The following is a 22244-nucleotide window of genomic DNA, read 5'->3' as shown; positions in this document are numbered from 1 at the left end:
GAGCCACTATGACCTTTTCTCAGCTCACTCCTGTTCCTGCCCTCTGGCCCGGAGTTGACCCTGCCTGGTCCCACCAGCTGCAGGTGCCCGCGTCCGCCCCGGTAGAAAAAGCCGGGGCTAGCCGCCGCTGGCACTACCTCGATAACGGCCCAGTGCTCGAGGCCGCCGGGCGCACCCCGGTCGGTACCGTGCTGGCGGTGCACGGCAACCCCACATGGTCCTATCTCTGGCGGTCGGTCATCGTTGCCGCCACTGATGCCGAGCAGCCCTGGCGCGTTGTAGCGGTAGACCAGCTCGATATGGGCTATTCGGAGCGCACCGGCCTGACCCGCTCCCTCTCAGACCGTATCGCTGACCTGGGTGACTTTACCGCCGCTTTAGGTCTCGATAGCACCGAGCTTCCCCTGGTTACACTGGCCCACGACTGGGGCGGGCTGATCTCGCTGGGCTGGGCCCTGCGCCACCGTGAGATTGTCTCGGGTGTCATGCTGACCAACACCGCTGTTTTTCATGACGCCGGTGAGAAGATCCCGGTAGCCCTGCAGGCGGCCCTCAACCCGGCTCTGCATTCCTGGGCGACCGAAAAATCAACCGCCTTTATCGACGTGACTCTGGGCCTGGCCCAGGGCGGGCTTGATGCTGCGGTCAAGAAGGCTTACAAGCTGCCCTACACCACCGCCGAGCACCGGGCGGGCGTGCGCAATTTTGTTGCCGATATTCCCGCAACCGAAGCGGCTGCCAGCTACCGCCCTATGGTCTCTGTCGCCGAAGGCATTACCGAGCTCGATGTACCTGCCCTCATGCTCTGGGGCACTAAAGACCCGGTCTTCCAGCGCCGCTACATGGCCGACCTGGCTACCCGCCTGCCCCAGACCGACATTCACCGTTTTGAAACCGCCAGCCACCTAGTTGCCGAAGATGAAGACATCGCCAGCCCCATTCTGGCCTGGCTGACCGAGCACTTCGTCACCGGCACGACCCAGCGGGAGCTCCACCTCACTGCGCGCGCTGCCCGGGTGCCGGCGTCCGCTACCTACCGCCCCATGGGAGCCGAGCTGGCAGACCGGGCGGATGACACCACCCTGGCTATCGTTGATATGAGCAGCAAGGGGGATGGCACCGAGGTAGCCGCCCAGCTCTCGTGGGCTGAACTGGCTGCCGAGGTAGACCGGGTTGCCTCTGGCCTGCACAGACTGGGGGTGAAGCCCGGCGACCGGGTCAATCTGCTGGTGCCACCCGGCATTAAGCTCACCACTCTCATCTACGCCTGTCTCACGATTGGGGCCGTGATTGTTGTGGCCGATACCGGCCTTGGTGCTGCGGGCCTGACGCGCGCGCTCAAGGGGGCGCGCCCGTCCTGGCTCATCGGTATACCTGCTGCCCTCACCCTGGCCCGAACCCTGGGCTGGCCCGGCCAGCGCATTGCAGCCGGTTCCCTCCCCACTGCCGCGGCCCGAGCCCTGGGCGTGGTGGGTGCGGTCGATGATTTTGCGGCCCCCGAGATTTTTGCGGTCACCGACCCTGACCCCGATGCGGACGCCGCCATCCTCTACACATCAGGCTCCACCGGCCCGGCCAAGGGCGTGGTCTACACCCACCGCCAGCTGGCAGCTATGCGGGATACCATCGCGGCCACCTACAATCTGGCTGCCGGCAGCGGTCTGGTGGCGGGCTTTGCCCCCTTTGCCTTGCTGGGCCCGGCCCTGGGGGCTACCTCTGTCACCCCGGCCATGGACGTCACCAAGCCCAAAACCCTGACCGCTTCCGCGCTGGCGTCCGCTGCCGGTGCAATCGGGGCAACCACAGTCTTTGCCTCACCGGCAGCCCTGATGAACGTACTCGAAACGGTCGATGGCCTGAGCAGCCAGCAGCAGGCAGCCCTGGGGCAGGTCACTACCCTGCTCTCAGCCGGGGCTCCTATCACTTCTCCCCTGCTGGCCCGCCTGCAGGCTCTACTCCCGGCAGCCTCCCTGCGCACCCCCTACGGCATGACCGAGGCCCTGCCCACCACCGACGTTTCCTTTGCCGAAATTCAAGAGGCGGAGCAGGACGCGGCAGCCGGGCTCCCCGGCGCTGGCGGCGGCGTCTGCGTTGGTACCCCCGTCCACGGGGCAGCCCTGCAGATTGCTCCCCTGCTGCCGGATGGAACCGCATCAACCGAGGTCACCACCGAGCCCGGTATCACCGGTGAGATTCTGGTAGCAGCCCCGCACATCAAGGACCGCTACGACACCCTCTGGGTCACCGAGCGCACTTCGAGCTCCACCCCCGGTTGGCACCGTACCGGCGATGTGGGGCATTTCGATGCCAGCGGACGTCTGTGGGTCGAGGGCCGTCTTGCCCACGTACTGGTGACCGCCCAGGGCGTACTCACCCCGGTTGCCCTGGAACAGGCTGCCGAACTCGATGCCGAGGTGCGCCGGGCAGCCGCTGTTGCTACCGGCCCGGCCGGGGCGGCGTCCGTCCTGATCGTGGCCGAGGTTGGCCCCACCTTCCGGGGCAAGAAGACCCGCAACGGTTTGGCTCCGGCTGACCTGGCCCAGCGGGTGCGGGAGCGGGTACTGGCGGAAACCGGGGTAGAGATATCGGCTGTGCTGGTGGTTGCTGAGCACCCCACCGATGTGCGGCACAACTCGAAGATTGACCGCCCGGTGCTTGCTACCTGGGCCCAGCAGCTCCTCCAGGGGAAAAAGGCCCGTCTGGGCAAGGGGGTTATCGCGTGGTAGTTTCACTGCGTCCACTCACCCCCGAGGTTTGCCAGCCCGCCCGGTCTGAGCGGGTACTGGTCACCGGCGCCTCTGGGCTTCTGGGCCGTGAGGTTGTCTTTGCCCTGCTGAGGGCAGGCTATACGGTACGGGCCTTCCAGCGTGGGGACTCCGGCATCGCCCAGATGCTCCCCACCCACCTGGCCGACCGCTTTGACCAGGTGCAGGGTTCCCTCACCGACCAGCTGGCGGTGCGTCGGGCTATTACCGGTGTTCAGGGGATTGTCCATCTGGCCGCGAAGGTGTCTGTGGTCGGGGAATGGGAGGATTACCGGCAGGTCAATGTCGAGGGCACCCGCACCCTGCTTGAGGCTGCCCGCGCGGTTGGTATCGGCAAGTTCCTGCACACCTCTTCGCCCTCTGTAGCCCACACCGGAGCCTCTATCGTGGGCGAAGGCAACCCGCCTGCCAGCCCAGACCAGGCCCGCGGTAACTACGCCCGATCTAAGGCCGAGTCTGAGCTGCTAGCTCTGGACTACGATACGGACGATTTCTGGGTGGGTGTACTGCGCCCCCACATTGTCTGGGGCCCCGGCGATACCCAGCTGGTGGAGCGCGTCCTAGACCGTGCCGCCGCAGGCCGCCTGCCCCTGCTCAACCGGGGCACCGCCATGATTGATACCCTTTACATCGATAACGGGGCGGACGCTTTCGTGCGCGGCTACCAGCGACTGGAAGCGATTCGCGGGGTGCCCCTGGTGGTCACCAACGGCCAGCCCCGCCCGGTCGGTGAGATTATCGCCGGTATGTGTACCGCCTGCGGCGTCAAGCCCCCGGCCTACTCGCTGCCGGCGTCCGTGGCCTATGGGCTGGGTCTGATGATGGAAAAGGCCTGGGCCCGTTGTGCCCCAGGGCAGATTCCCCCGCTGACCTCTTTCTTAGCCGAGCAGCTGTCTACCGCCCACTGGTTCGACCAGCGCACCACCCGGGAACTCCTTGACTGGTCCCCTGCCGTCTCCCTGGAGGAAGGGTATGAGCGGCTGGGCGACTACTACGGGCGTAGATTTCGTAGGAACTAAATAACTAGCCCTTTTCGAATAGGCAGGCAGAGCGCCGACAGCCAGCTGGACCGGGGCTGGCGGTGAATTGGGCGAGCACCCCGCGCGAGACCAAGAGGGTTGCTGGCTTAGGCGCTCTGCCTGTCTTTCTGCTCCATGCGCAGTTACACTCCACGGGGCTTTCTCTGGCAATGGGGGCACCGGTAGGAGCTCCTTCCTCCGAAGGGCTCCCGCACCATCAGCGAGGTGCGCCCCGTCTCTAGGCAGCGGGGGCAGGGTTGCCCTGCCTGCCCGTAGGCATTGAGGGACCGGTCGAAGTAGCCCGATTCCCCGTTGACGTTGACGTAGAGGGCATCGAAGCTGGTGCCGCCCTGGGCTAGGGCATCCCGCATGACGGTGCGCGCGGCGTCCACCAGTTCGCGGGCGGTTGAGGCTGGGATGCTCTTGGCGGGTTTGGCGTAGTGCAGTCTGGCCCGCCATAGGGCTTCGTCAGCATAGATGTTGCCCACTCCGGAAATGGCGCTTTGGTCGAGCAGGAGCTTTTTGATGCCGGTGGAGGTGCCCAGCATGGTGCGTCTGAACTGCCCGAAGTCGAAGTGGGGGTCGAGCGGGTCACGGGCGATGTGGGCAACGGCCTGCGGGATGAGGGGCAGGCCCAGGGCGGACGCGGACGCCCCAGGCATCGGCTCCCCGGCGGCGTTGTGTACGGGCAGCAGGGGGCTTACAAACATGCCGCCGAAGATACGCTGGTCCACAAAGCGCAGGGTGAGCGGGGCTTCGCGCCCGCTTTCATCGGTGGCGCCTGCTAAGTCTATGAGCACTTTGAGGTGTTTTTCTGCCGGTAGCTCGGGGTTCTTGAGGAGCACCTGGCCACTCATGCCCAGGTGGATGACCAGGGCGAACTCTTCGTTGCCCTCAAAGAGCAGCCAGAGGTACTTACCTCGTCTCGCCACATCGATAATCCGTTGGCCTGTGAGTAGCCTCTCGAAGTCCACCGGCCCGGCCTCGTGGCGCCGCACCGAGCGTCCGTCCACCACCTGCACGCGCTCCAGCACCGCGCCGAGGATGTGCCCAGCTAGGCCCCGGCGTACCACCTCAACCTCGGGTAACTCTGGCATATTCACTCCGCCTTTCAAAAAATGAAAAATATGCACCGTGTGGTGCTCACACCTTGAACATATCAGGTGCAGAATAGACCCTGTGCATTCTCACCTGCAACCAGCCTACTGAAATTGAGCTGGTGGCAGGGGCAGAACCAAACTTCTGTATCAAGGAGAGACTTTTGTCGATACCCCCAACCCCCAGAGGGCAGCACGCCGATGTGCCGTCCTTCGCCCACGAGCAAGAGGGCTTCCAGCAGGGGCTCAAGCCCCGCCAGATTCAGATGATCGCCATGGGCGGGTCTATCGGAACCGGCCTCTTTCTCGGCGCGGGCGGACGCCTACACGATGCTGGCCCCTCCCTCATCTTCCTCTACGCGATTGCCGGTTTCTTCGGCTACCTGATTCTGCGGCAGCTGGGTGAACTGGTCAGCTACCGCCCCTCGTCCGGCTCTTTCGTCAGCTACACCCGCGAATTTTACGGCGAAAAATGGGCCTTCTTCGTGGGCTGGATGTACTGGTTCTCCTGGGCCGCCACCGCCATTGTGGACGCCACCGCCATCGCCATCTACTTCAACTGGTTTGGCCAGTACATCCCTGCTATCGAGCAGATTGACCAGTGGATCGTGGCGCTCATCGTCATTGTCGTGGTGGTGTCGATGAACCTGATATCGGTCAAAATCTTCGGTGAACTGGAGTTCTGGTTTGCCCTGATTAAGGTCGGTTCCCTGGTGCTCTTCATGATCATCGGTATCTTCTTCGTTATCTTCGGTACCCCCACCGGCTCGCCCGTGGGCTTTACCCATATCGTTGAGTCCGGTTTCCTGCCCAACGGCCTAATGGCGGCGCTGGTTGTCTCCCAGGGTGTTATCTTCGCCTACTCCGGTATTGAGCTAGTTGGTACCGCCTCGGGTGAAATTAAGGACCCCCGCAAGGCTATCCCCAAGGCCATCAACACCGTGGTCTGGCGTATTGCCCTCTTCTATGTAGGGTCCGTACTGCTGCTCTCCCTGTTGCTACCCTACGAGGCCTACTCGGCTGACGAGTCTCCCTTCGTCACCTTCTTCGGCTCCATTGGCGTGGACTATGCCGCCCCCATCATGCAGTTGGTGGTCATTACCGCAGCGGCCTCGTCGCTGAATGCTGGTCTCTACTCCACCGGCCGTATCACCCACTCTATGGCTATGAACGGCTCCGCCCCCCGCTTCACCGGGGCAATGAGCAAGTCAGGTGTGCCCATCGGCGGCATTCTACTCACCGGTGCAGTGGCCCTGCTCGGTGTGGCCATCAACTACTGGAAACCCTCAGAGGCCTTCGAAATCGTCCTGAACATCTCAGCTGTCTGTATCGTGATTGGCTGGATGGCTATCACGCTCCCCCACCTGCGTTTTGTAGCCATGGCCCGCCGGGGCCAGCGCATCCGCCCCGAGTACCAGGCTCCCCTAGCCCCCGTGACCAACTGGCTCACCATGGCCTTCTTGGTGGGTGTGCTGGTCCTGATCGCCTTCGACTACCCCATCGGCACCTACGCCCTGGCCGCTATGGCCCTGGTAGTACCGATTCTGGTGATTGGCTGGCTGGCCGTCCGCAAGCGGGTTCGGGCTCTAGCAGCCGAGCGTGCGCAGCAGGTACCCACCCAGACCACCTCGATTAACATTGTGGGCAGGGAGGACGAAATTGGACTTCCCTAGTCCACAGTAAGGCTATACCCAAACACTAAAAAAGAGGGGCGGGCCCACCGTTTGATACGGTGGGCCCGCCTTCCTTTTGAGCACTGCATTGAGATTCTGCAGACAGCCGGTGCTTTAGCCGTAAACCTTATAGTAGGCCTGCTCAGCGGCCATACGCTCAGCTTCTTTTTTGCTGGTGCCCTTGCCCTGGCCCATCACCGTACCAGCCAAGAGAACCTTGGCGGTGTAGCGGCGGGCATGATCGGGGCCGGTACCCTCGACCTGGTAGACGGGTTCGCCGGTGCCCTGGGCGGCAGCGTATTCCTGGATTTCGGTCTTCCAGTCACGGCCCACGTTCAGGGTCTTGTTGTCATCCAGCAGGTGGGAGGTGTGGGCCAGCACCAGCTGGTGGGCGGCCTCAGGGCCGTGCTTTATATACACGGCACCGAAGACGGCCTCCATGGTGTCAGCCAGGATGGAGTCCTTATCGGCACCACCGGTTTTCTTCTCCCCCTTACCCAGGCGGACGCAGGGCCCCAGCTTGAGGCTGCGGGCAAGGTTAGCCAGGGTGCGGGTGGAAACGATCACATGGTGGCGCTTGACCAGCTCGCCCTCGGGCAGGTCAGGGAATTTGATGTAGAGTTCTGAAGCGACGGCTAAAGACAGCACGGAGTCACCCAAAAATTCCAGGCGCTCGTTGTGGGGTATACCGCCGTTTTCAAAGGAGTAGGAGCGGTGAGTCATTGCAAGCTGAAACGTCTCGGTATCGAGATCGATACCGAGACGTTTCAGAAACTCTTGTGATGCAGAGTTAGTCATAAGGCGCGAATTAGGCGTCAGCTACCTTGCGGCCCTTGTACTCGTAGAAGAGTTCGTTGCCGGCTGAGTCAGTCACGAGCTTTGCCTGGTGGGGCAGGGAGTAGGTGACGCGACCGTTTTCTACGGTCTTGACCAGCTGAGGAACGGAAGCCTTCCACTGGGAACGGCGGGCGCGGGTGTTAGCACGGGACATTTTCCGCTTGGGAACAGCCACAGCTATCTCTTTTCTCTTGTTGCTTTATAAGTTTTATTTGTCGTTCGCATCGAGCAACGCTGATAGCGCGTTCCACCGGGGGTCGATGACCTCATGGTGGTGCTCAGGGTCGTCCTCTAGGCGTGCGCCGCATTCGGAGCACAGGCCCTGGCAGGAGTCACTGCAAACAGGTTGGAACGGCAGTTGAAGAATCACTGCGTCCCGCAGCGCCGGTTCGAGATCAATTTCATCGTTCTCTACGGCGTACTGCTCATCTACTTCATCTTCGGGGCCGCCTTCGGGGGCCTTCTCGAAAACAAAAAGCTCTTGAACATCGGCTGTAACATCAAAGTTAACCGGGTCTAGGCAGAGGCTGCATTCACCGGAAACGGTGACAGTTGCAGTACCAGTTACCAAGATACCATCTGAAACGGATTCCAGGCGAACATTGAGGTCAATGTCGCTGCCTTCTTCCGCCTCAATCAGAGCGTTGCCAAAGTCGCTTGGCGCTGGCAGAACTTCATCAAGGGTCTCCATAGCGCCCGGGCGATGAGCTAGATCTCGAACCGAGATCTTAAGGGGCGATGAATCTTTTCGTGAAATGACGAACTCCCTATCGAATGTTTTAAACCAAGTATCTATTTTAGGGGCTTAAGACCGCGTGAATCAAGCCTTCGCGACTTACCCCCCTGTTTGGCTAACCACATTAATCCTTGATTTATTTCTCTGGGTAAAGTGCCCGCTGCACCGCCCGCGGAATGAAAGCACGAACGTCCCCTCCATAGCCTGCCACCTCTTTGACGATGGTGGAGGAAATATGGTTGTACTTGGGGTCACCGGCGATAAAGCTGGTTTCAACTCCGGCGATATGCCGGTTCATGGAAGCCATGGGGGCCTCGTATTCGTAGTCAGCGGTATTGCGAAGCCCCTTCACAATGAGCACAGAGCCCTGCTCGCGCACGAAGTTAGCCAGCAGCTGCCCCTCGGGGAGCGCCTTAGCACTCACCCCGTCGAAGAGGGCGAAGGTTTCTTCAACCATGGCAACGCGCTCTTCGAGGCTAAAACGATATTTTTTCTTAGAATTGTGGGAGACCGCGACAATGACGTTGCCGTAGATTTTGGCGGCGCGGGTGATGATTTCGACGTGACCGTTGTGGATGGGGTCAAAGGAACCGGGGCAGACAACCAATTGCATGTCTCTAGGCTACCGCAGGTTGGTTAGGTATGACACACTGTGTCATGCTGTCTTGGCTTCCTTTGCTCGGCCGGTAATCTAGGGTCAGTAGATACCGACACCCGCTGTCAAGCAAGTCTGCGGGTCAAGAGAGGGGGCAGGTTACCTGTGACCGGTATGAAAAAGCAGCGGGCCTTTGAGCGGGTAGGTTTAGCGGCAGGGCTCATGGGGGCGGACGGCCACTGGCGCTCCACCATCTTTGAAGAGATGTCTGCTCTGGCGTCACGCTACGGTGCTATCAATCTAGGCCAGGGCTTTCCCGATACGGACGGGCCTGCCGATATGCTTCGGGCAGCAGCGGACGCTCTGGCTAGCGGAGTCAACCAGTATGCCACTATCGCGGGTAACCCGGCCCTACGTCAGGCAATTGCCGAGCACCAGCAGCGTTTCTACGGAATCTCTCTCGACCCCGCTACCCAGGTGACGGTAACAGCAGGTGCCTCTGAGGCTCTCGCTGCCACCATTGCAGCCCTGGTAGAGCCCGGGGACGAGGTTATCCTCTTTGAGCCCTTTTACGACCTCTACCCTGCCGCCGCTGCCCTGGCTGGGGCGCGCGTCCGCACTGTACCGCTGCTCCCACCCACTTTTGAGCCCGATCTAGACGCCCTCGAGTCAGCTTTCTCTGACCGCACCGCCCTAGTGGTGGTCAATGACCCGCATAACCCCACCGGAGCGGTATTCTCAGCCGAAGCCAAGACTAAGATTGTGGAGCTGGCGACCAAATTCAACGCGGTTATTCTAGCCGATCAGGTCTACGAGCACCTGGTTTTTGACGGCCCTTACCAGCCCATTCAAACCCTACCGGGAGCAGCTGAGCGCACGGTAGCGGTTTCAGCGATTTCGAAGACCCACTCGGCTACCGGTTGGAGGGTGGGCTGGATGACCGGCCCGGCAGACCTCATACTCCCCATTCGCCTGGTCAAGGGCTACTTCACGCATTCTGCGGCCGCTCCCCTGCAGGTAGCTGCGGCTGTTGGCGTGGGACTGGGCGATGACTTCTATACCGGTGTGCAGGCCCGGTACGCCCAGCAGCGGCGCATTTTGGTGGAGAACCTAGCGGGCTCCCCCTGGGCTGTGACTCCCCCGGCAGGCACCTTCTTCGCCGTGGCCGATGTAGCACAGGTCTTAGCTGAACAGGGCCTTACCTCTGCAGAAGAACTCTGCCAGCGTCTTCCCGAGCAGGCCGGGGTAGCCCTGATTCCGCTGACCGCCTTTACCACCGAGAGCTATCGGCAGCAGGTAGAGACCTACGTGCGCTTTGCCTTCTGTAAGCGCCCGGAAGTATTACAGGACGCCGCCGCCCACCTGCGCGCCTACAGCGGCTAGGTTCTGCTAGTTGCGGGCGTCCTTAGCTCGAATCAAATCGAGGGCCACCAGACCACCCAGAATAGCCAGGCGCACAGGTTCGGGGGCACTGGGGTCGAAATTGACCCCGTAGCGGCTCTTACCTCGCAGACCTGCCACCAGGCCACCCCACTCGCGGGCGACGCGGGCAGCGACATGACCATTGACCGTAATGTTGAAATCGTACTCAAAGAGGCTACCTTCGAGTTCCAGGGTGAGGCCGGGCAGTTCGATGGTCAGGCGCTTGCGCATGAAAGAGAACTGCTTTTGTACATGAGCAAAGACGGAACCGTCAGGGTTCTGTAGCTCATAACGGTCCAGACCAAAATCAAAGGGGTCAACAATCTTGATGAGCAGGTTACCCCGGTCATCAACAAGGTCAAAAGTGCGGTTGCCCTTGAGCAGTCTACCTGCGGTTGAGCCGGTGGTCAGCACCCGGCCAAGCACGCGCCCGTCCTGGCTCTGCATCTCAAAATCATTGCTCATGAAGCTGCGGGTTTGCTGTACCACCAGGGTATTACTGGTGAGCAGAGATGAGGAGCCCTGCTGGCTGTTTTCAGGGACGGGTTGGGGCTGGTAACCGGGTTTGTTCGTGTTCTCGCTCATAGCCCTACCCTAGCACCCGTCGCTGCCCGCTAGCGGGCTGAGGCCAATGGTAGAGGCTAGAAGCGAAACATTATGTCATACGCTGCATGTACTACTGGGTTAGTGCAGGTTCCAGGTAGTAGAGCACGGTTTCCCCGTATTTTTTCTCGGCAAACTTTTCAAGGCCTTCGGGCCAGACGGGTTCGTCGGTGCGCGAGGCCCGTTCAACGACCACCACTGCTCCCTCGGTCAGGCGAGGTGCCAGCAGGGCCAGAAGTTCTTCGAGTTCGCTGTTGGTCACGGCGTAGGGCGGATCGATAAAGACCAGATCCCAGGCGGACGCCCCCGCCGAAAGGTAGGTGCGGGCCGTCATCTTGTGCACGCGGGCAGTACCTCTAGCGGTCTTGCCTACGGCGGCGATGTTTTTCTCGATGACAACAACAGCCTTAGGGTAGTGGTCTACGAAGTCTACGTGGGCGGCCCCGCGCGAAAGAGCTTCGCAGCCCAGGGCGCCCGAGCCGCCGAAGAGATCGAGGGCGCGCATGCCGTCCAGCATGTTGTAGGTATCCAGGCGGGAAAAGAGGGCTTCTTTGACCCGGTCGGTGGTGGGTCGGGTGTTATCACCGGGGACGTTGGCTAGGCGCAGGCCGCCTGCGGCTCCTGCAATGATGCGGCTCATTCGGCTGCGCTCCGCTCGTAGTGGTAGGGGTGGGGACTGTTATAAGGGTACCGGCTGGCCGGGGCGGGAACAAAGGTGGATGTGATGTCAGGGTATATGGTGACGTAGTGCTGAACGGTAGGCCTTGGTTGACCGCTTTTATTCTGTTCTGGCCGCAACTAGTTACGGGTAAACCAGAATAAATGCGGGGCCTACGTCCTTGGCCGAGTCTACCCGCGCCCCAGGAAGGCCTCGCGGTCGGCGTCAAGGGCCCGGTCGATGGTGCGGGCCAGGTCGGGATGTTTGGCCAGAGTGGGGTCAGCCTCAATAATTCCGAAGGCATCCTGCCGGGCCCGCTCAATAAGCTTGGCATCGGTCAGGGCACGCAGCAGCTTGAGGGTAGACTTCTTACCAGACTGGGCAGCTCCGAGAATATCGCCTTCGCGCCGCTGTTCCAGGTCAACCCTCGAAAGCTCGAAGCCGTCGGTGGTGGCCGCTACCGCTGCCAGCCGCTCCCGACTGACGCCGTCCGCCGGCTGCTTGGTGACCAGCAAGCAGGTGCCGGGCAGGGAGCCGCGGCCGATGCGTCCGCGCAGCTGGTGGAGGCCGGAGATTCCGAAGCGGTCGGCGTCCATGATAATCATGAGGGTTGCGTTGGGCACGTTCACGCCCACCTCAATCACGGTGGTAGACACCAGTAGGTCAATGCGGCCGGCTGAAAACTCGGTCATGACCCGGTTCTTTTCGGCGGTATCCATGCGCCCGTGGAGCCCCTCGATGCGCACCCCGGCCAGGGCGGGGACGTCCTCCAGTTCCTCCAGGGTGCTCTCGACCGAAGCCAGCGAACCGCGGGCGCTCTCCCCCGCCGCTGCCTGGGAGCCCAGGTTCTGGCCTGTCAGCCTGCCTGCCCCGAAGAGGGTCTGGCCAGCCTCAGCGTCGGACTTTCCATCAGACCCACCGATTTTAGGAACCACCACATAGACCTGGTGCCCGGCGTCGATTTCCTCGCGGGCGCGGGCCCAAATGCGGTCGGCCCAGCGGGGGTGCTCTGCCAGCGGCACCACATGGGTGGTAATTTTTTGGCGGCCGGCCGGTAGCTGGTCAAGTACCGAGGTATCGAGATCACCAAAGACGGTCATGGCGACGGTACGGGGTATGGGGGTGGCGGTCATGACCAGCCGGTGGGGCAGCTCCCCGCCGGGCCCGCGCAGGGCATCGCGCTGTTCAACGCCGAAGCGGTGCTGCTCATCGACGACGACCAGCCCGAGGTCGGCGAAGGTCACCGAATCCCCGAGTAGGGCGTGAGTGCCAATAACGATGTCTGCCTCGCCCGAGGCGATAGCCAGCAGGGCTTCCCGTTTGGCCTTGGTTTTGAGGGAGGCGGTCAGCAGAACGACGCGGACGCCCGCCCCGGCGCTCCCGGAACTGTCCTGCGGGGCCAGCATATCGCCTAGAATCTCGCAGACCGACCGGTAGTGCTGTTCAGCCAGCACCTCGGTGGGGGCCAGCATAGCTGACTGGGCACCGTTATCAGCCACCTGCAACATGGCTCGCAGGGCTACCACGGTTTTGCCTGAGCCCACATCTCCCTGGAGCAGGCGGTTCATAGGGGAAGAGCTGGCTAAGTCGGAGCGTATTTCTGCTCCCACCGCCTGCTGTCCCTCGGTCAGCCGATAGGGCAGGGCTTCCAGCAGGGCGTCCGCGAAACCCCCCTCTACATAGGGGCGGGCAACGGTCTGGTGGGCGGCTCGGGCTGCACGAATACGGGCAAGGGCGGCCTGCAGCACGAAGGCCTCGCGGTAGCGCAGGGAGTGGTGGGCTGCCCGCCAGGTCTCTTCTGTATCGGGGGTGTGCACGGCCCGGTAGGTCCACTCCAGGGAGGGGATCTTGCGGCTTTTGCGCACGGTGAAGGGGACGGGGTCTTCAAGCTCTTTGAGGTTGATGCGCTCGATCAGGGTCTCGATGGCTGCGGCCACCTTATCGGTGGGGAACTTGGGGCTGGCCTTGTAGACCGGGATGGGTGTGGACGCCCGCGCGGCGGCCCGCTCAATCGCTTCGGCGCTAGCACCGGGGGCGGCGGCCAGTTCTTTACCGGCGATGACGGCGTAGTGGGGGTTGGTCAGGGTGATTTCGCCCCGGTAGGAGCCCACCTTGCCCGAGAACATAACCTGGTCGCCCTCGTGGATGTCTCGGGCTGCTGTCCAGGCGTTGAAGAAGCTGAGGGTCATGGTGCCGCTGGCTGTCAGCGAGTAGGGTTCGGGGGCGTAGCCGCCAAAGACATCTCCTAGCTGGTAGCTGGACGGGGTGCCCGGTAGCTGGGTGTCGGTGTAGCCCCCTGCGCTACTGTGCAGGCGGGGGTTGGTGTACCCCGGGGTGTAGGACGCTGGTGGGGCCGCTCCCCGGTAGGCGTTGGGGTTGGGAGGCTGCCAGGTGGGCTCGGGCTGGCCAACCTGATCCAGCTGGTCGGTGATGGTGATTTCTGTGATGGACCCGCGGCGCGATGCCATCTGGCGGGTTGTCACCCGCACCACCCTGGCGACGATGGTAGCTTCGGTACCTTCAACCAGGGAGGAGAAGGGGGTGAGTTCCCCGCGGGGTAGGTACTTGCGGGGGTAGTAGTCCAGGGCCTGGCCCACAGTTTCTAGCCCCAGGTGGGTCTTGAAGGACTTGGCCAGGGTCGCCCCCAGGTAGTCTGCCAGAGGGGCATTGTCGAGGCGGTCTTCTGCGGCGTAGCGGGCCAGGGCGTCCTTTGCCTGCTCGCTCAGTTCCGGGGTCTTACGTTTGCGGGCAGCCATTAGGGGGTGGGCTCCCGGTGGGCTTCCTGGTGGGCGGGGTCAGATAGGGAGGTTACGCGCACGTTCTGCGGGGTACCTGCGGCGCGGAGGAGGGTCAGGGCGTCCTCGGCCTCGGGGACGTGCACGTGAATAGCCCACAGGGCCTCGTTCCCGGCTTCGACCTGGGCTATGGAGACCGAGTCCCCGACCGTCTCTAAGGCGCTGCGCAGCTGGGTTACTTCGAGCACGGGCAGATACATCTCGCACATAACCTCAACGCGGGCTTCTGCCGCCGAGCGCTGCCGAGTGCTTCGGGGCGGTAAGGACGCCGCCCCCACCTGGAGCAGGTCGCGGTAGGTGGCCTGCGGGGCGGCTCCCAGCAGCTCTGTCACTAGGGCTACTAAGACCAGGTGCAGGCCCAGGGCTCCGGAATCAACCCAGCCGTTACGGGCGTGGTCTGCTTCGGTGGTAGCTCGCAGGGCAGCCTCTGAGGCGGCCAGTAGGGTCGTGAGGTAGACCTGCCAGGGGTCCTCTTCATCGGTAGGATCTGGCAGCGGGCAGGTGGCAAGAGCCTGCATGAGAGTCAGCATGGTGCCATCTGATGGCTGGCTGAGGGCAGCGGACGCCTGCTGGGCCCCTCGTTCCCAGGCGGCGGCGAGCGCCTGCGGGGTCAGGGGGCGGACGGTGGAGGGCGGCAGCTGCCCGGCCTCCCCCAGTTCCTCAGCCAGGCCCAGGAGCCAGACAGCTAGCAGGGTTCCAGAGTTTCCCCTGGCCCCTCGTAGGGCCGCCCGGGCAGCCAGAGCCAGGGTGGGGTCGTCCGCCATGCCGGCGGTGTCGGCGGCCCGCCCGAGGGTGGCGACCATGTTGGCCCCGGTGTCGGCATCAGCCACGGGGAAGACGTTAATGCGGTTGAGAAGGGATCGGTGCTCCACCAGCTGGGTGCGAGCGCGCAGTAGCCAGTTCAGCCACCAGTCAGCGGGAACCTGCTTCAAAGTGATCCCATCCTTTCGCGGTGTAGGTGCGGCCGTCGACGGTGATCCCGTCGCCTGCCTGTACTGTACCAATTCTAGTAAATCCGGGCGGTATCTGTGCAGGTGGGCAGGTGCCTAGTAGGCCGTGGTCTTCCCCGCCGGTCAGCACCCAGCGCAGGGCTTGGGCGTCCGCCTGTTTCGGGGTACCTGCGGTGAGCAGGGCTGCAGGGCGCGCCCTGTCTACCCAGGGGGTTAGAGCGGTCGAGTCGAGGTCGAGGGCCACACCGGAGGCCGCTGCGATACGGCCGCCGTCGCGCACCAGCCCGTCTGAGACATCCATAAGTGAGGTTAGGTAGGGTGCGGCGGCAGGCCCCAGGTGAAGGGGCGAGCGGGGGCGCTGCTGAGCGTGGACGCAGGCGGTCAGCTCTTCGGTGGCGGTGAAGGGGGCTGAGTCGAGCAGGGCTAGGCCGGCCGCTGCGGTGCCCAGGGCACCGGCGAAGACCACGGCGTCCCCGGGGCGGGCCCCGCTTCGAGTAATGGGCCGGTCGGTCAGGCCCACAGCGGTAACCGTTACCGAGATTTCGCTGCCGGAGCCCATATCGCCCCCGGCGATGGTGCAGGTGGTAGCCCCCTGGTCAGTACAGGATTCGGTAATCCCCCGGGCAAAGTCCTGCACCCAGCTCACGGGGGTTTCGGGAGTCAGGGTAAGGGACACCAGCAGGGTGACCGGGGTAGCCCCCATAGCTGCGATATCGGCCAGGTTCTGGGTAGCGGCCTTCCAACCCACCTCATACCCGCCGGTTGTGTAGCCCGAGGGCCAGCTGCGGCGGAAGTCCTGGTTTTCGGTTTGGGTGTCGGTGCTCATGACGGTCAGCCCGCCCCGCAGATCGAGGGCAGCAGAATCGTCCCCCGGCCCCAGGACCAGGGCACCGGGGGCACCCAGCTCGGCGCGGACGTCCGCCGCCCGCTCATTGTGCTCAGCCAGAACAGGCATAAACAGAGCTAGAAGCTGCCCCTCACTCACCTGGGCGACGGTCTGCATAGGGCTCCTAGTTCCTGGGCGCGCGGTTACGCCAGACAAAGTTAAAGACCACCAGGGCCAGGCCTGCTGTGGCAATACCCGTAAAAATCAGCAGGGGGCGGGCACCGTTCATAATGGTGTTACCGCGCTGGAAGATACTCCCCCCGGTCACCGCCCCGGCCTGGTGCCCCTGGGCCTCTGCCCCGGCAACACCGGCAGCCTGATTGGGGTCGGCAGATGAGGATCTGTTCCCCTGGGCTCCCGATACGTTCAAGAAGCCCTCCACCCATTCAGGTGCCCCCGCGTACCCGGGGCTCTGCTGGCTACTTGAGAAAATACCCAGCACGGTTCCATCTACCGGTGAGGTTTCCAGCTGGCTGGTGTCGGCGTCCATCCGGGTCGGGTCCTGGGCCCCAGCGACGCTGTTGCCCAGGGTTGAGGGCACGAAGGTACCCTGACCCGGTACCGTAGCTCCGCTGCCCTCGCTTTGGCCCGTACCGGCGGACGGCTGGGCCGAGGGGTCGGCAGCGGGCAGGCTGGGCAGCCCGGCAGCTCCTCCGGTCACATCCGGGGCGGACGTCTCCCTCGGCGGTACCGGAACCACGATGACCGACTCGCTGGGGGCAGGAACCGGCTCAGGGTCAGCAGAAGGCACCGGGTCGCTAGTGGGTTCTGGTGTGGGAGTCTCAGGTGTTGGTGTTTCGGGGCTGGGCGATTCAGTAGCGCTAGGGGCGACTGTGACCTCTAGGCTGGGGCTCTCGCTCGGACTCTCACCCACCGACGGTGTGCTGGTGGGTGTGGAGCTTGTAGGGGCGGGGCTTTCTGTCGGGTCAGCGGCAAAAGCGCTCTGGGGGCCGGTCAGAACCTGCCCAGCGAGCAAGGCAAGGGGGGCTACCGTCACGGCAAGAGCCGTCCCCGCAGCATAATAGGTCTTCTGCTTCATAGCCCCTCCTTCCATCACTCATATCCAGGCAGTCTTGTTCAGCTACCTGCCCCGGCTAACTCTACCCCTACCCTACCGAATCTGCTCTCCCCCGGCTAGCGCCCTTCACCACCGGCGTCCTGCCACAACGAAAGTTATACAATAGCCAGGTGAGAACACCGCGCAAACCCCTCGTCCTCGTCCTGACCGCTCTAGGCCTGACCGGCTGCGGGGCAGGTGCCGTCAACCTTGAACCGGCCCCAGACGCCGCTAACCCCACCTGCGCCTATGCCCTGGTTGCTATGCCCGATACCGTGAGCGGCCTGGCCCAGCGCGAAACCACCGCCCAGGCCACCACCGCCTGGGGCGATCCCAGCGCCGTCATCCTCAAGTGCGGGGTCGAGCTCGGCACAGCCCCCGTCTCAGACACCTGTGTCTCGGTCAACGGCGTTGACTGGATCGTCAAGCCCGCCGACGAAGAACTCGCCGCGGCAGCCGAGCAAACTGCCACCGGCACCTGGGTTGCTGAAACTTTCGGCCGTGACCCCGCCGTGCAGGTAACCTTCGACGCTGACCGGGTCTCGTCCTCCACCGTCCTTGCAGAAGTATCGTCGGCCGTTGCCCAGATACCCCAGCAGATGCAGTGCACCAATGTCGATGACACCCTTACCGGTGTCGACAGCGGCACCGGCAGCTAAACGAAAAACCTCCGTGAGCAAACCCCCAATACCATCTCAGGTATCGGGGGTTTCGTTGACATCTAGAAGCAGGGGCTTACCGCAGTGCGAGTGCTCCTAGCGCAGGCCCAGGGGGCGCTCCAGAGCCAGGGAAATCAGCTCGTCAATCAGCTCGCCATAGGCTAGGCCGGTGTTCTCCCACATAGTCTTATACATGGAAATCGGGGTAAAGCCGGGCATGGTGTTCACCTCGTTAATCACCAGGCGGCCGTCCTCGGTGTAGAAGAAGTCAGCGCGGCACAGGCCCTCACCATCAACGGCCAGGAAGGCCTCCACAGCTAGCTGGCGCATGCGATCAGAGACCTCAGCGGGAAGATCAGCCGGGCAGCGGGTCTCAGCAGAGGTCTTAGAGACGTACTTCGCCTCAAAATCATAGAAACCGTGCTGCTCATCAACCACCACAATCTCACCGGGGTAAGAAGCCCGAGGCAGCTCAGAGCGGTGCCCATCGAGCACAGCACACTCAATCTCACGGCCCACAATACCGGCCTCAATCACCAGCTTGGGGTCGTGGGCCTGGGCCTCAGCAATTGCCGCATCGAGCTGGTCCGCTGAATCAACCTTGGTAATACCGAAGGACGAACCCGCCCGGGCAGGCTTAACGAAGACCGGGTAGCCCAGTTTCTCAATGCGCTCGCGGGCACCAGCCTGGTCAAGCACCCACTGGCGGTGGGTCACAACCTCGTAGGGCCCAACCTCTAGACCAGCAGCTTCAAAGGCAACCTTCATGAAGTGCTTATCCATGCCAATAGCAGATGAGGCTACGCCGCAGCCCACGTACTTCAAATCTGCCATTTCCAGCAGACCCTGCACCGTGCCGTCCTCACCGAAGGGGCCGTGGAGCAGGGGGAAGACCACGTCGATAGCCGGGCCCAGCTCAACACTGGTGGAATCAGCAGAATCAATCAGGCGTAGACGATTATCACCGCCGCCTAGGGGCAAAAAGACCTGCTTGCCCGCAGCTGGGAACTCTGCCAGGGCGGTAGCCTCGGTTAGCTCAATCAGGGCAGCTTCATCGGTCAGGTACCAGCGGCCGTCCTTGGTAATACCGATGGTGACCACATCGTACTTGTTATGGTCAATAGCCCCGAGTACGCCTCGGGCGGTAATCAGTGAGATGGAGTGCTCGGACGAGCGCCCACCGCACAGCAGGGCGACGGTAGGTTTGGTGCTGGTTTCGGTCATAACGTCCTTTGGTTTCGTGCGGGGCTCAACCCCGTCTGCCCTAGCTGACTGCCGGGGTGCTTTCCTCAGATTTGAGGGAGCGGCCCAGCAGGGCGGGGGCTAATTCTTCAACTGATATTCTACGGTCGAGCACAGCGGTGACCGCTTCGGTGATGGGCATTTCTACCCCTACTTTTCGCGCGAGTTCTGCCACAACGGGGGCAGACTTGATGGACTCAGCAGTCTGAGTCATGACGGTGTGCAGCTGGTCAGGGGCGATTCCCTCAGCCAGTAGGCGCCCGGCGGTGTGGTTGCGGGAAAGCGGTGAGGCACAGGTAGCGATAAGGTCGCCCATACCGGCCAGGCCGCTCATGGTCTCGCTCTTACCTCCGAGGGCCACAGCGAGGCGGGTCGTCTCAGCCAAGCCACGGGTCATGACCGAGGCCTTGGAGTTATCACCGTACTGCTTGCCCTCGCACATACCCACGCACAGGGCAATCACGTTCTTGACCAGACCACCGATTTCAACGCCAATGATATCGGTGTTGGTGTAGGGGCGGAAGTAGTCGGCAGCGCAGACAGCGGCAATCTCCCGGGCGGTATCCTGACTCAGGGCCGCCACCACACTGGTGGTGGGCTGTTCAGCAATAATTTCTTTAGCCAGGTTGGGGCCGGAGAGCACAGTGACCCTCCCCGGAACAGCCTCAACCGCTTCGGGGGCAGCGCCGCTGGCAATCAGGTGACCCTGGAGCACCTCAATCATGACCTCGCTCATGCGCAAGCCTGTACCCATTTCCAGCCCCTTGGCCAGGGAGACCAGCAGGGCGTCCTCTTCCATCAGGGGTGCAAGAACCTCGAGCTGGGAACGCAGCACCTGGGCCGGAATGGCCAGAACCACAATGCTGGCCCCGGTCAGAGCCTCAGCGGCATCGGCCGTCATGACCATGCTGTCTGGGAGCTTGATCCCGGGGAAGTAGCCCTCATTGGTGCGGCTCTCTTGCATGGCTGCCATCGTAGTGGGATTACGCCCCCACAACATGACCTGCCGGTCGGTACCTGAGCTGGCAGCGGCATCCGCAAGAACCTTGGCAAAAGCGGTGCCCCAGCTACCTGCTCCAAGAACAGCGATTTTCTGGTGCTTCAGATCGGTCATGGGTGCAGGCCTCCCCTAGTGATTACTGGTCAGGTGACTGGCGGACGTCCAACACGGCATTCCAGCGCCCGGCAGGGGCTTTCTCCCCGCGCAGGCCCTCAAGCAGGGCGGTGACGTCGTCGAGCATACGGTTGGTGACGGCGGCCAGCTCGTCGTGTGTGTAGTGGGCACCGTCTTCGCGGTGCTGAACCAGGTCGCTGAAATCGACCGGGTCGCCCACCACAATCTTGACCTTCTTGCGGGGCCAGCTGAAGCGGGGCTTACCACGGCGGGGCCAGAAGTCCTGGTCGCCCCAGTGGGCTACCGGGTAGACCGGGGCACCGGTGGCCAAGGCCAGGCGGGCTGCCCCCGATTTACCGGTCATAGGCCACATATCGGGGTCCTTGGTCAGGGTACCCTCGGGGAAGATAATGACCGCTCCCCCGGCGTCCAGAACATTCTGGGCAATCTCAAGGGACTGCCCTGCCCGCGCTGAGCCTCGGGCAACCGGGATGTGGGCGCACTGGCGCATGAGCCAGCCCAGCAATGGCACCCTAAACAGCGCTTCTTTGGCCAAGAACCGGGGCAGCACACCCTCAAGGAAGAGGGGGTAGGCTGCTGTAATCGGGTCTACCACGGTCAGGTGGTTTGAGACCACGATAAACCCGCCGGTCTTGGGTAGCTTCTCCCGTCCCTCAATCTGCGCCTTCATGGGCAGGTTGTAGAGGGGGCGCAAGAGCGTACCGGCTATGGTGTAGACCGCGTCCCCCAGCTTGGTGGGCTTGATATCACTCAAAGAAGCGCTGTTCTTGCTCATCTTAGGCAGTGACCTCGAAGTTAGCACCCAGGGCGGTGAGCTTATCAACGAAGTGCTCGTAGCCGCGGGAGATGACCGAAACGCCGGTGACGTTTGAGGTGCCTTCAGCAGTCAGGGCAGCAATCACGTGGGAGAAGCCACCGCGCAGGTCGGGCACGTTGATGTCGGCGCCGCGCAGGGGGGTCTTACCGGTGATGATGGCTGAGTGGTTGAAGTTCTGGTGGCCGAAGCGGCAGGGGGTGGGGCCCAGGCAGTCCTTGTGAAGCTGCACGGTAGCACCCATGCGCACCAAGGCATCGGTGAACCCAAAGCGGTTCTCGTACACGGTCTCGTGAACAACAGAGACGCCCTTAGCCTGGGTCATGGCAACAACCAGGGGCTGCTGCCAGTCGGTCATAAAGCCGGGGTGGACGTTGGTTTCAACGAAGAGGGGGTTCAGGTCGCCGCCCTGGTGGAAGAAGCGGATGCCCTCGTCGGTAATGTCCAGGCCACCGCCCAGCTTACGGTAGACGTTGATGAAGGTGGAAAGATCCTTCTGGTTGGCGTTGCGCACGAAGATGTCACCGCCAGTAGCCAGAGCTGCGGAAGCCCAGGACGCTGATTCATTACGGTCGGGCATCGCCACGTGATTAAAGCCGGTCAGCTCGTCGACGCCTTCGATGATGATTTGGCGGTCTGTTTCGACGGTGATGATGGCACCCATCTTCTGCAAGATGGCGATGAGGTCCATGATTTCAGGCTCAATGGCAGCGCCGGTCAGCTCGGTCTTGCCCTTGGCACGGGAGGCAGCCAGCAGAACCTGCTCGGTGGCGCCGACGGAGGGGTATTCCAGGTTAATTTGGGCGCCCTTGAGACCATCGACGGGAGCCTTCATGGAGATACCGGTAGGTAGCTTCTCAATCTTGGCGCCAAACTTTTCCAGCACGCGCAGGTGCCAGTTGATGGGGCGATCACCAATCTTGCAACCACCCAGGTCGGGGATGAAGGCTTCCCCGATAGTGTGCAGCAGGGGGCCGCAGAGCAGAATCGGAATACGGGAGTCGCCTGCGTGCACCTCGATGTCGGTGTGGTTAGCTACGGAGACCTTAGAGGGGTCCATGCGCAGTTCGCCAGCCTGCATGTTGTAGTCCACCGACACACCGTGCAGCTCTACTAGGTCGGTAACAACCTGCACGTCCTTAATTTCGGGAACGTTGCGAAGCACCGAGGGGGTGGAGCCCAACAGGGCGGCGACCATGGCTTTGGGGACCAGGTTTTTAGCACCGCGGACGTTTACTTCGCCCTTCAGAGGGGTGCCACCTTCGATACGCAGTGCGCTGACCATGTATGTCCAATCGTCA

Annotated in this window: 20 protein-coding genes; 5 read left to right on the top strand and 15 right to left on the bottom strand. The window is 62.6% G+C overall.

Annotation, left to right across the window (positions count from 1 at the left end; all coding sequences use genetic code 11):
• Window positions 1-8 precede the first annotated feature (8 nt).
• Window positions 9-2726, top strand: a complete 2718-nt coding sequence (locus tag QM007_RS04535) for an alpha/beta fold hydrolase (protein ID WP_283490746.1) — start codon at window positions 9-11, stop codon at window positions 2724-2726.
• On the top strand, window positions 2720-3784 hold the full coding sequence (locus QM007_RS04530) for an NAD-dependent epimerase/dehydratase family protein (protein WP_283490745.1): 1065 nt from the start codon (window positions 2720-2722) through the stop codon (window positions 3782-3784). The genes QM007_RS04535 and QM007_RS04530 overlap by 7 nt, the downstream gene beginning before the upstream one ends.
• Before the next feature lie 143 nt (window positions 3785-3927).
• On the opposite strand, the gene mutM is transcribed toward QM007_RS04530, so the two are convergent.
• Window positions 3928-4881, bottom strand: coding sequence for a bifunctional DNA-formamidopyrimidine glycosylase/DNA-(apurinic or apyrimidinic site) lyase (gene mutM / locus QM007_RS04525; RefSeq protein WP_283490744.1), 954 nt, complete (start codon window positions 4879-4881; stop codon window positions 3928-3930).
• 164 nt (window positions 4882-5045) lie between these two features.
• Between mutM and QM007_RS04520 the strand changes: the two genes are divergently transcribed.
• A complete protein-coding gene (locus QM007_RS04520) occupies window positions 5046-6554 on the top strand; it encodes an amino acid permease (protein WP_502949077.1) in 1509 nt (502 codons plus the stop codon).
• A 114-nt stretch (window positions 6555-6668) separates the two neighbouring features.
• Here the strand turns inward: QM007_RS04520 and rnc are convergent, their stop codons facing one another.
• The 4 genes from rnc to coaD form a co-directional block, all read right to left on the bottom strand.
• On the bottom strand, window positions 6669-7352 hold the full coding sequence (gene rnc / locus QM007_RS04515; protein WP_283490743.1) for a ribonuclease III: 684 nt from the start codon (window positions 7350-7352) through the stop codon (window positions 6669-6671).
• Window positions 7353-7362: 10 nt separating this feature from the next.
• Window positions 7363-7566 (bottom strand): 50S ribosomal protein L32, encoded by a 204-nt coding sequence (rpmF, locus tag QM007_RS04510; RefSeq protein WP_135011069.1) that lies wholly within the window; start codon window positions 7564-7566, stop codon window positions 7363-7365.
• A gap of 33 nt (window positions 7567-7599) precedes the next feature.
• Complete coding sequence (locus QM007_RS04505) at window positions 7600-8082, bottom strand: YceD family protein (protein ID WP_283490742.1); 483 nt, start codon at window positions 8080-8082, stop codon at window positions 7600-7602.
• 181 nt (window positions 8083-8263) lie between these two features.
• Complete coding sequence (gene coaD / locus QM007_RS04500; protein WP_283490741.1) at window positions 8264-8740, bottom strand: pantetheine-phosphate adenylyltransferase; 477 nt, start codon at window positions 8738-8740, stop codon at window positions 8264-8266.
• Between the two features lie 156 nt (window positions 8741-8896).
• Here coaD and QM007_RS04495 point away from each other — a divergent pair, with 156 nt between their 5' ends.
• Window positions 8897-10105, top strand: coding sequence for an aminotransferase class I/II-fold pyridoxal phosphate-dependent enzyme (locus QM007_RS04495; RefSeq protein ID WP_283490998.1), 1209 nt, complete (start codon window positions 8897-8899; stop codon window positions 10103-10105).
• 6 nt (window positions 10106-10111) lie between these two features.
• On the opposite strand, the gene QM007_RS04490 is transcribed toward QM007_RS04495, so the two are convergent.
• The 6 genes from QM007_RS04490 to QM007_RS04465 form a co-directional block, all read right to left on the bottom strand.
• A complete protein-coding gene (locus tag QM007_RS04490) occupies window positions 10112-10729 on the bottom strand; it encodes an LURP-one-related/scramblase family protein (protein ID WP_283490740.1) in 618 nt (205 codons plus the stop codon).
• Window positions 10730-10820: 91 nt separating this feature from the next.
• Window positions 10821-11387, bottom strand: a complete 567-nt coding sequence (gene rsmD / locus QM007_RS04485; protein WP_283490739.1) for a 16S rRNA (guanine(966)-N(2))-methyltransferase RsmD — start codon at window positions 11385-11387, stop codon at window positions 10821-10823.
• A gap of 209 nt (window positions 11388-11596) precedes the next feature.
• Entirely contained in the window at window positions 11597-14161 is a 2565-nt protein-coding gene (locus QM007_RS04480; RefSeq protein ID WP_283490738.1) for an ATP-dependent DNA helicase RecG, read from the bottom strand.
• A complete protein-coding gene (locus QM007_RS04475; RefSeq protein ID WP_283490737.1) occupies window positions 14161-15132 on the bottom strand; it encodes a DAK2 domain-containing protein in 972 nt (323 codons plus the stop codon). The genes QM007_RS04480 and QM007_RS04475 overlap by 1 nt, the downstream gene beginning before the upstream one ends.
• A complete protein-coding gene (thiL, locus tag QM007_RS04470; protein WP_283490736.1) occupies window positions 15113-16153 on the bottom strand; it encodes a thiamine-phosphate kinase in 1041 nt (346 codons plus the stop codon). The genes QM007_RS04475 and thiL overlap by 20 nt, the downstream gene beginning before the upstream one ends.
• A gap of 7 nt (window positions 16154-16160) precedes the next feature.
• Window positions 16161-17075, bottom strand: coding sequence for a hypothetical protein (locus QM007_RS04465; protein WP_283490735.1), 915 nt, complete (start codon window positions 17073-17075; stop codon window positions 16161-16163).
• Window positions 17076-17224: 149 nt separating this feature from the next.
• Here QM007_RS04465 and QM007_RS04460 point away from each other — a divergent pair, with 149 nt between their 5' ends.
• The gene (locus QM007_RS04460) at window positions 17225-17752 is read left to right on the top strand and encodes a DUF3515 family protein (RefSeq protein WP_283490734.1); all 528 of its coding nucleotides are present in this window, start codon (window positions 17225-17227) and stop codon (window positions 17750-17752) included.
• 96 nt (window positions 17753-17848) lie between these two features.
• On the opposite strand, the gene QM007_RS04455 is transcribed toward QM007_RS04460, so the two are convergent.
• The 4 genes from QM007_RS04455 to murA are packed head-to-tail and all read right to left on the bottom strand — an operon-like array spanning window position 17849 to window position 22228.
• A complete protein-coding gene (locus QM007_RS04455) occupies window positions 17849-18976 on the bottom strand; it encodes a D-alanine--D-alanine ligase family protein (RefSeq protein ID WP_283490733.1) in 1128 nt (375 codons plus the stop codon).
• Between the two features lie 40 nt (window positions 18977-19016).
• Complete coding sequence (locus QM007_RS04450; RefSeq protein WP_283490732.1) at window positions 19017-20108, bottom strand: NAD(P)H-dependent glycerol-3-phosphate dehydrogenase; 1092 nt, start codon at window positions 20106-20108, stop codon at window positions 19017-19019.
• Window positions 20109-20130: 22 nt separating this feature from the next.
• Window positions 20131-20904, bottom strand: coding sequence for a lysophospholipid acyltransferase family protein (locus QM007_RS04445; RefSeq protein WP_283490731.1), 774 nt, complete (start codon window positions 20902-20904; stop codon window positions 20131-20133).
• Between the two features lies 1 nt (window position 20905).
• Window positions 20906-22228: a UDP-N-acetylglucosamine 1-carboxyvinyltransferase gene (gene murA, locus QM007_RS04440; protein ID WP_283490730.1), complete on the bottom strand. Its 1323-nt coding sequence runs from the start codon at window positions 22226-22228 to the stop codon at window positions 20906-20908.
• Window positions 22229-22244 lie beyond the last annotated feature (16 nt).

Origin of the sequence: Rothia sp. SD9660Na (genome assembly GCF_030064065.1) — a bacterium.
Taxonomy (GTDB): domain Bacteria; phylum Actinomycetota; class Actinomycetes; order Actinomycetales; family Micrococcaceae; genus Rothia.
This window is presented reverse-complemented; position numbering and strand designations above follow the sequence as displayed.

Bases quoted from the DNA above. Each gene is read 5' to 3' on its own strand.
- QM007_RS04495 (WP_283490998.1), top strand. From the start codon at position 8,897: ATGAAAAAGCAGCGGGCCTTTGAGCGGGTAGGTTTAGCGGCAGGGCTC.
- coaD (WP_283490741.1), bottom strand. From the start codon at position 8,740: ATGCAATTGGTTGTCTGCCCCGGTTCCTTTGACCCCATCCACAACGGT.
- QM007_RS04480 (WP_283490738.1), bottom strand. From the start codon at position 14,161: ATGGCTGCCCGCAAACGTAAGACCCCGGAACTGAGCGAGCAGGCAAAG.
- QM007_RS04535 (WP_283490746.1), top strand. From the start codon at position 9: ATGACCTTTTCTCAGCTCACTCCTGTTCCTGCCCTCTGGCCCGGAGTT.
- QM007_RS04445 (WP_283490731.1), bottom strand. From the start codon at position 20,904: ATGAGCAAGAACAGCGCTTCTTTGAGTGATATCAAGCCCACCAAGCTG.
- QM007_RS04490 (WP_283490740.1), bottom strand. From the start codon at position 10,729: ATGAGCGAGAACACGAACAAACCCGGTTACCAGCCCCAACCCGTCCCT.
- murA (WP_283490730.1), bottom strand. From the start codon at position 22,228: ATGGTCAGCGCACTGCGTATCGAAGGTGGCACCCCTCTGAAGGGCGAA.
- mutM (WP_283490744.1), bottom strand. From the start codon at position 4,881: ATGCCAGAGTTACCCGAGGTTGAGGTGGTACGCCGGGGCCTAGCTGGG.
- rsmD (WP_283490739.1), bottom strand. From the start codon at position 11,387: ATGAGCCGCATCATTGCAGGAGCCGCAGGCGGCCTGCGCCTAGCCAAC.
- rnc (WP_283490743.1), bottom strand. From the start codon at position 7,352: ATGACTAACTCTGCATCACAAGAGTTTCTGAAACGTCTCGGTATCGAT.
- thiL (WP_283490736.1), bottom strand. From the start codon at position 16,153: ATGCAGACCGTCGCCCAGGTGAGTGAGGGGCAGCTTCTAGCTCTGTTT.
- QM007_RS04505 (WP_283490742.1), bottom strand. From the start codon at position 8,082: ATGGAGACCCTTGATGAAGTTCTGCCAGCGCCAAGCGACTTTGGCAAC.
- QM007_RS04455 (WP_283490733.1), bottom strand. From the start codon at position 18,976: ATGACCGAAACCAGCACCAAACCTACCGTCGCCCTGCTGTGCGGTGGG.
- QM007_RS04450 (WP_283490732.1), bottom strand. From the start codon at position 20,108: ATGACCGATCTGAAGCACCAGAAAATCGCTGTTCTTGGAGCAGGTAGC.
- QM007_RS04465 (WP_283490735.1), bottom strand. From the start codon at position 17,075: ATGAAGCAGAAGACCTATTATGCTGCGGGGACGGCTCTTGCCGTGACG.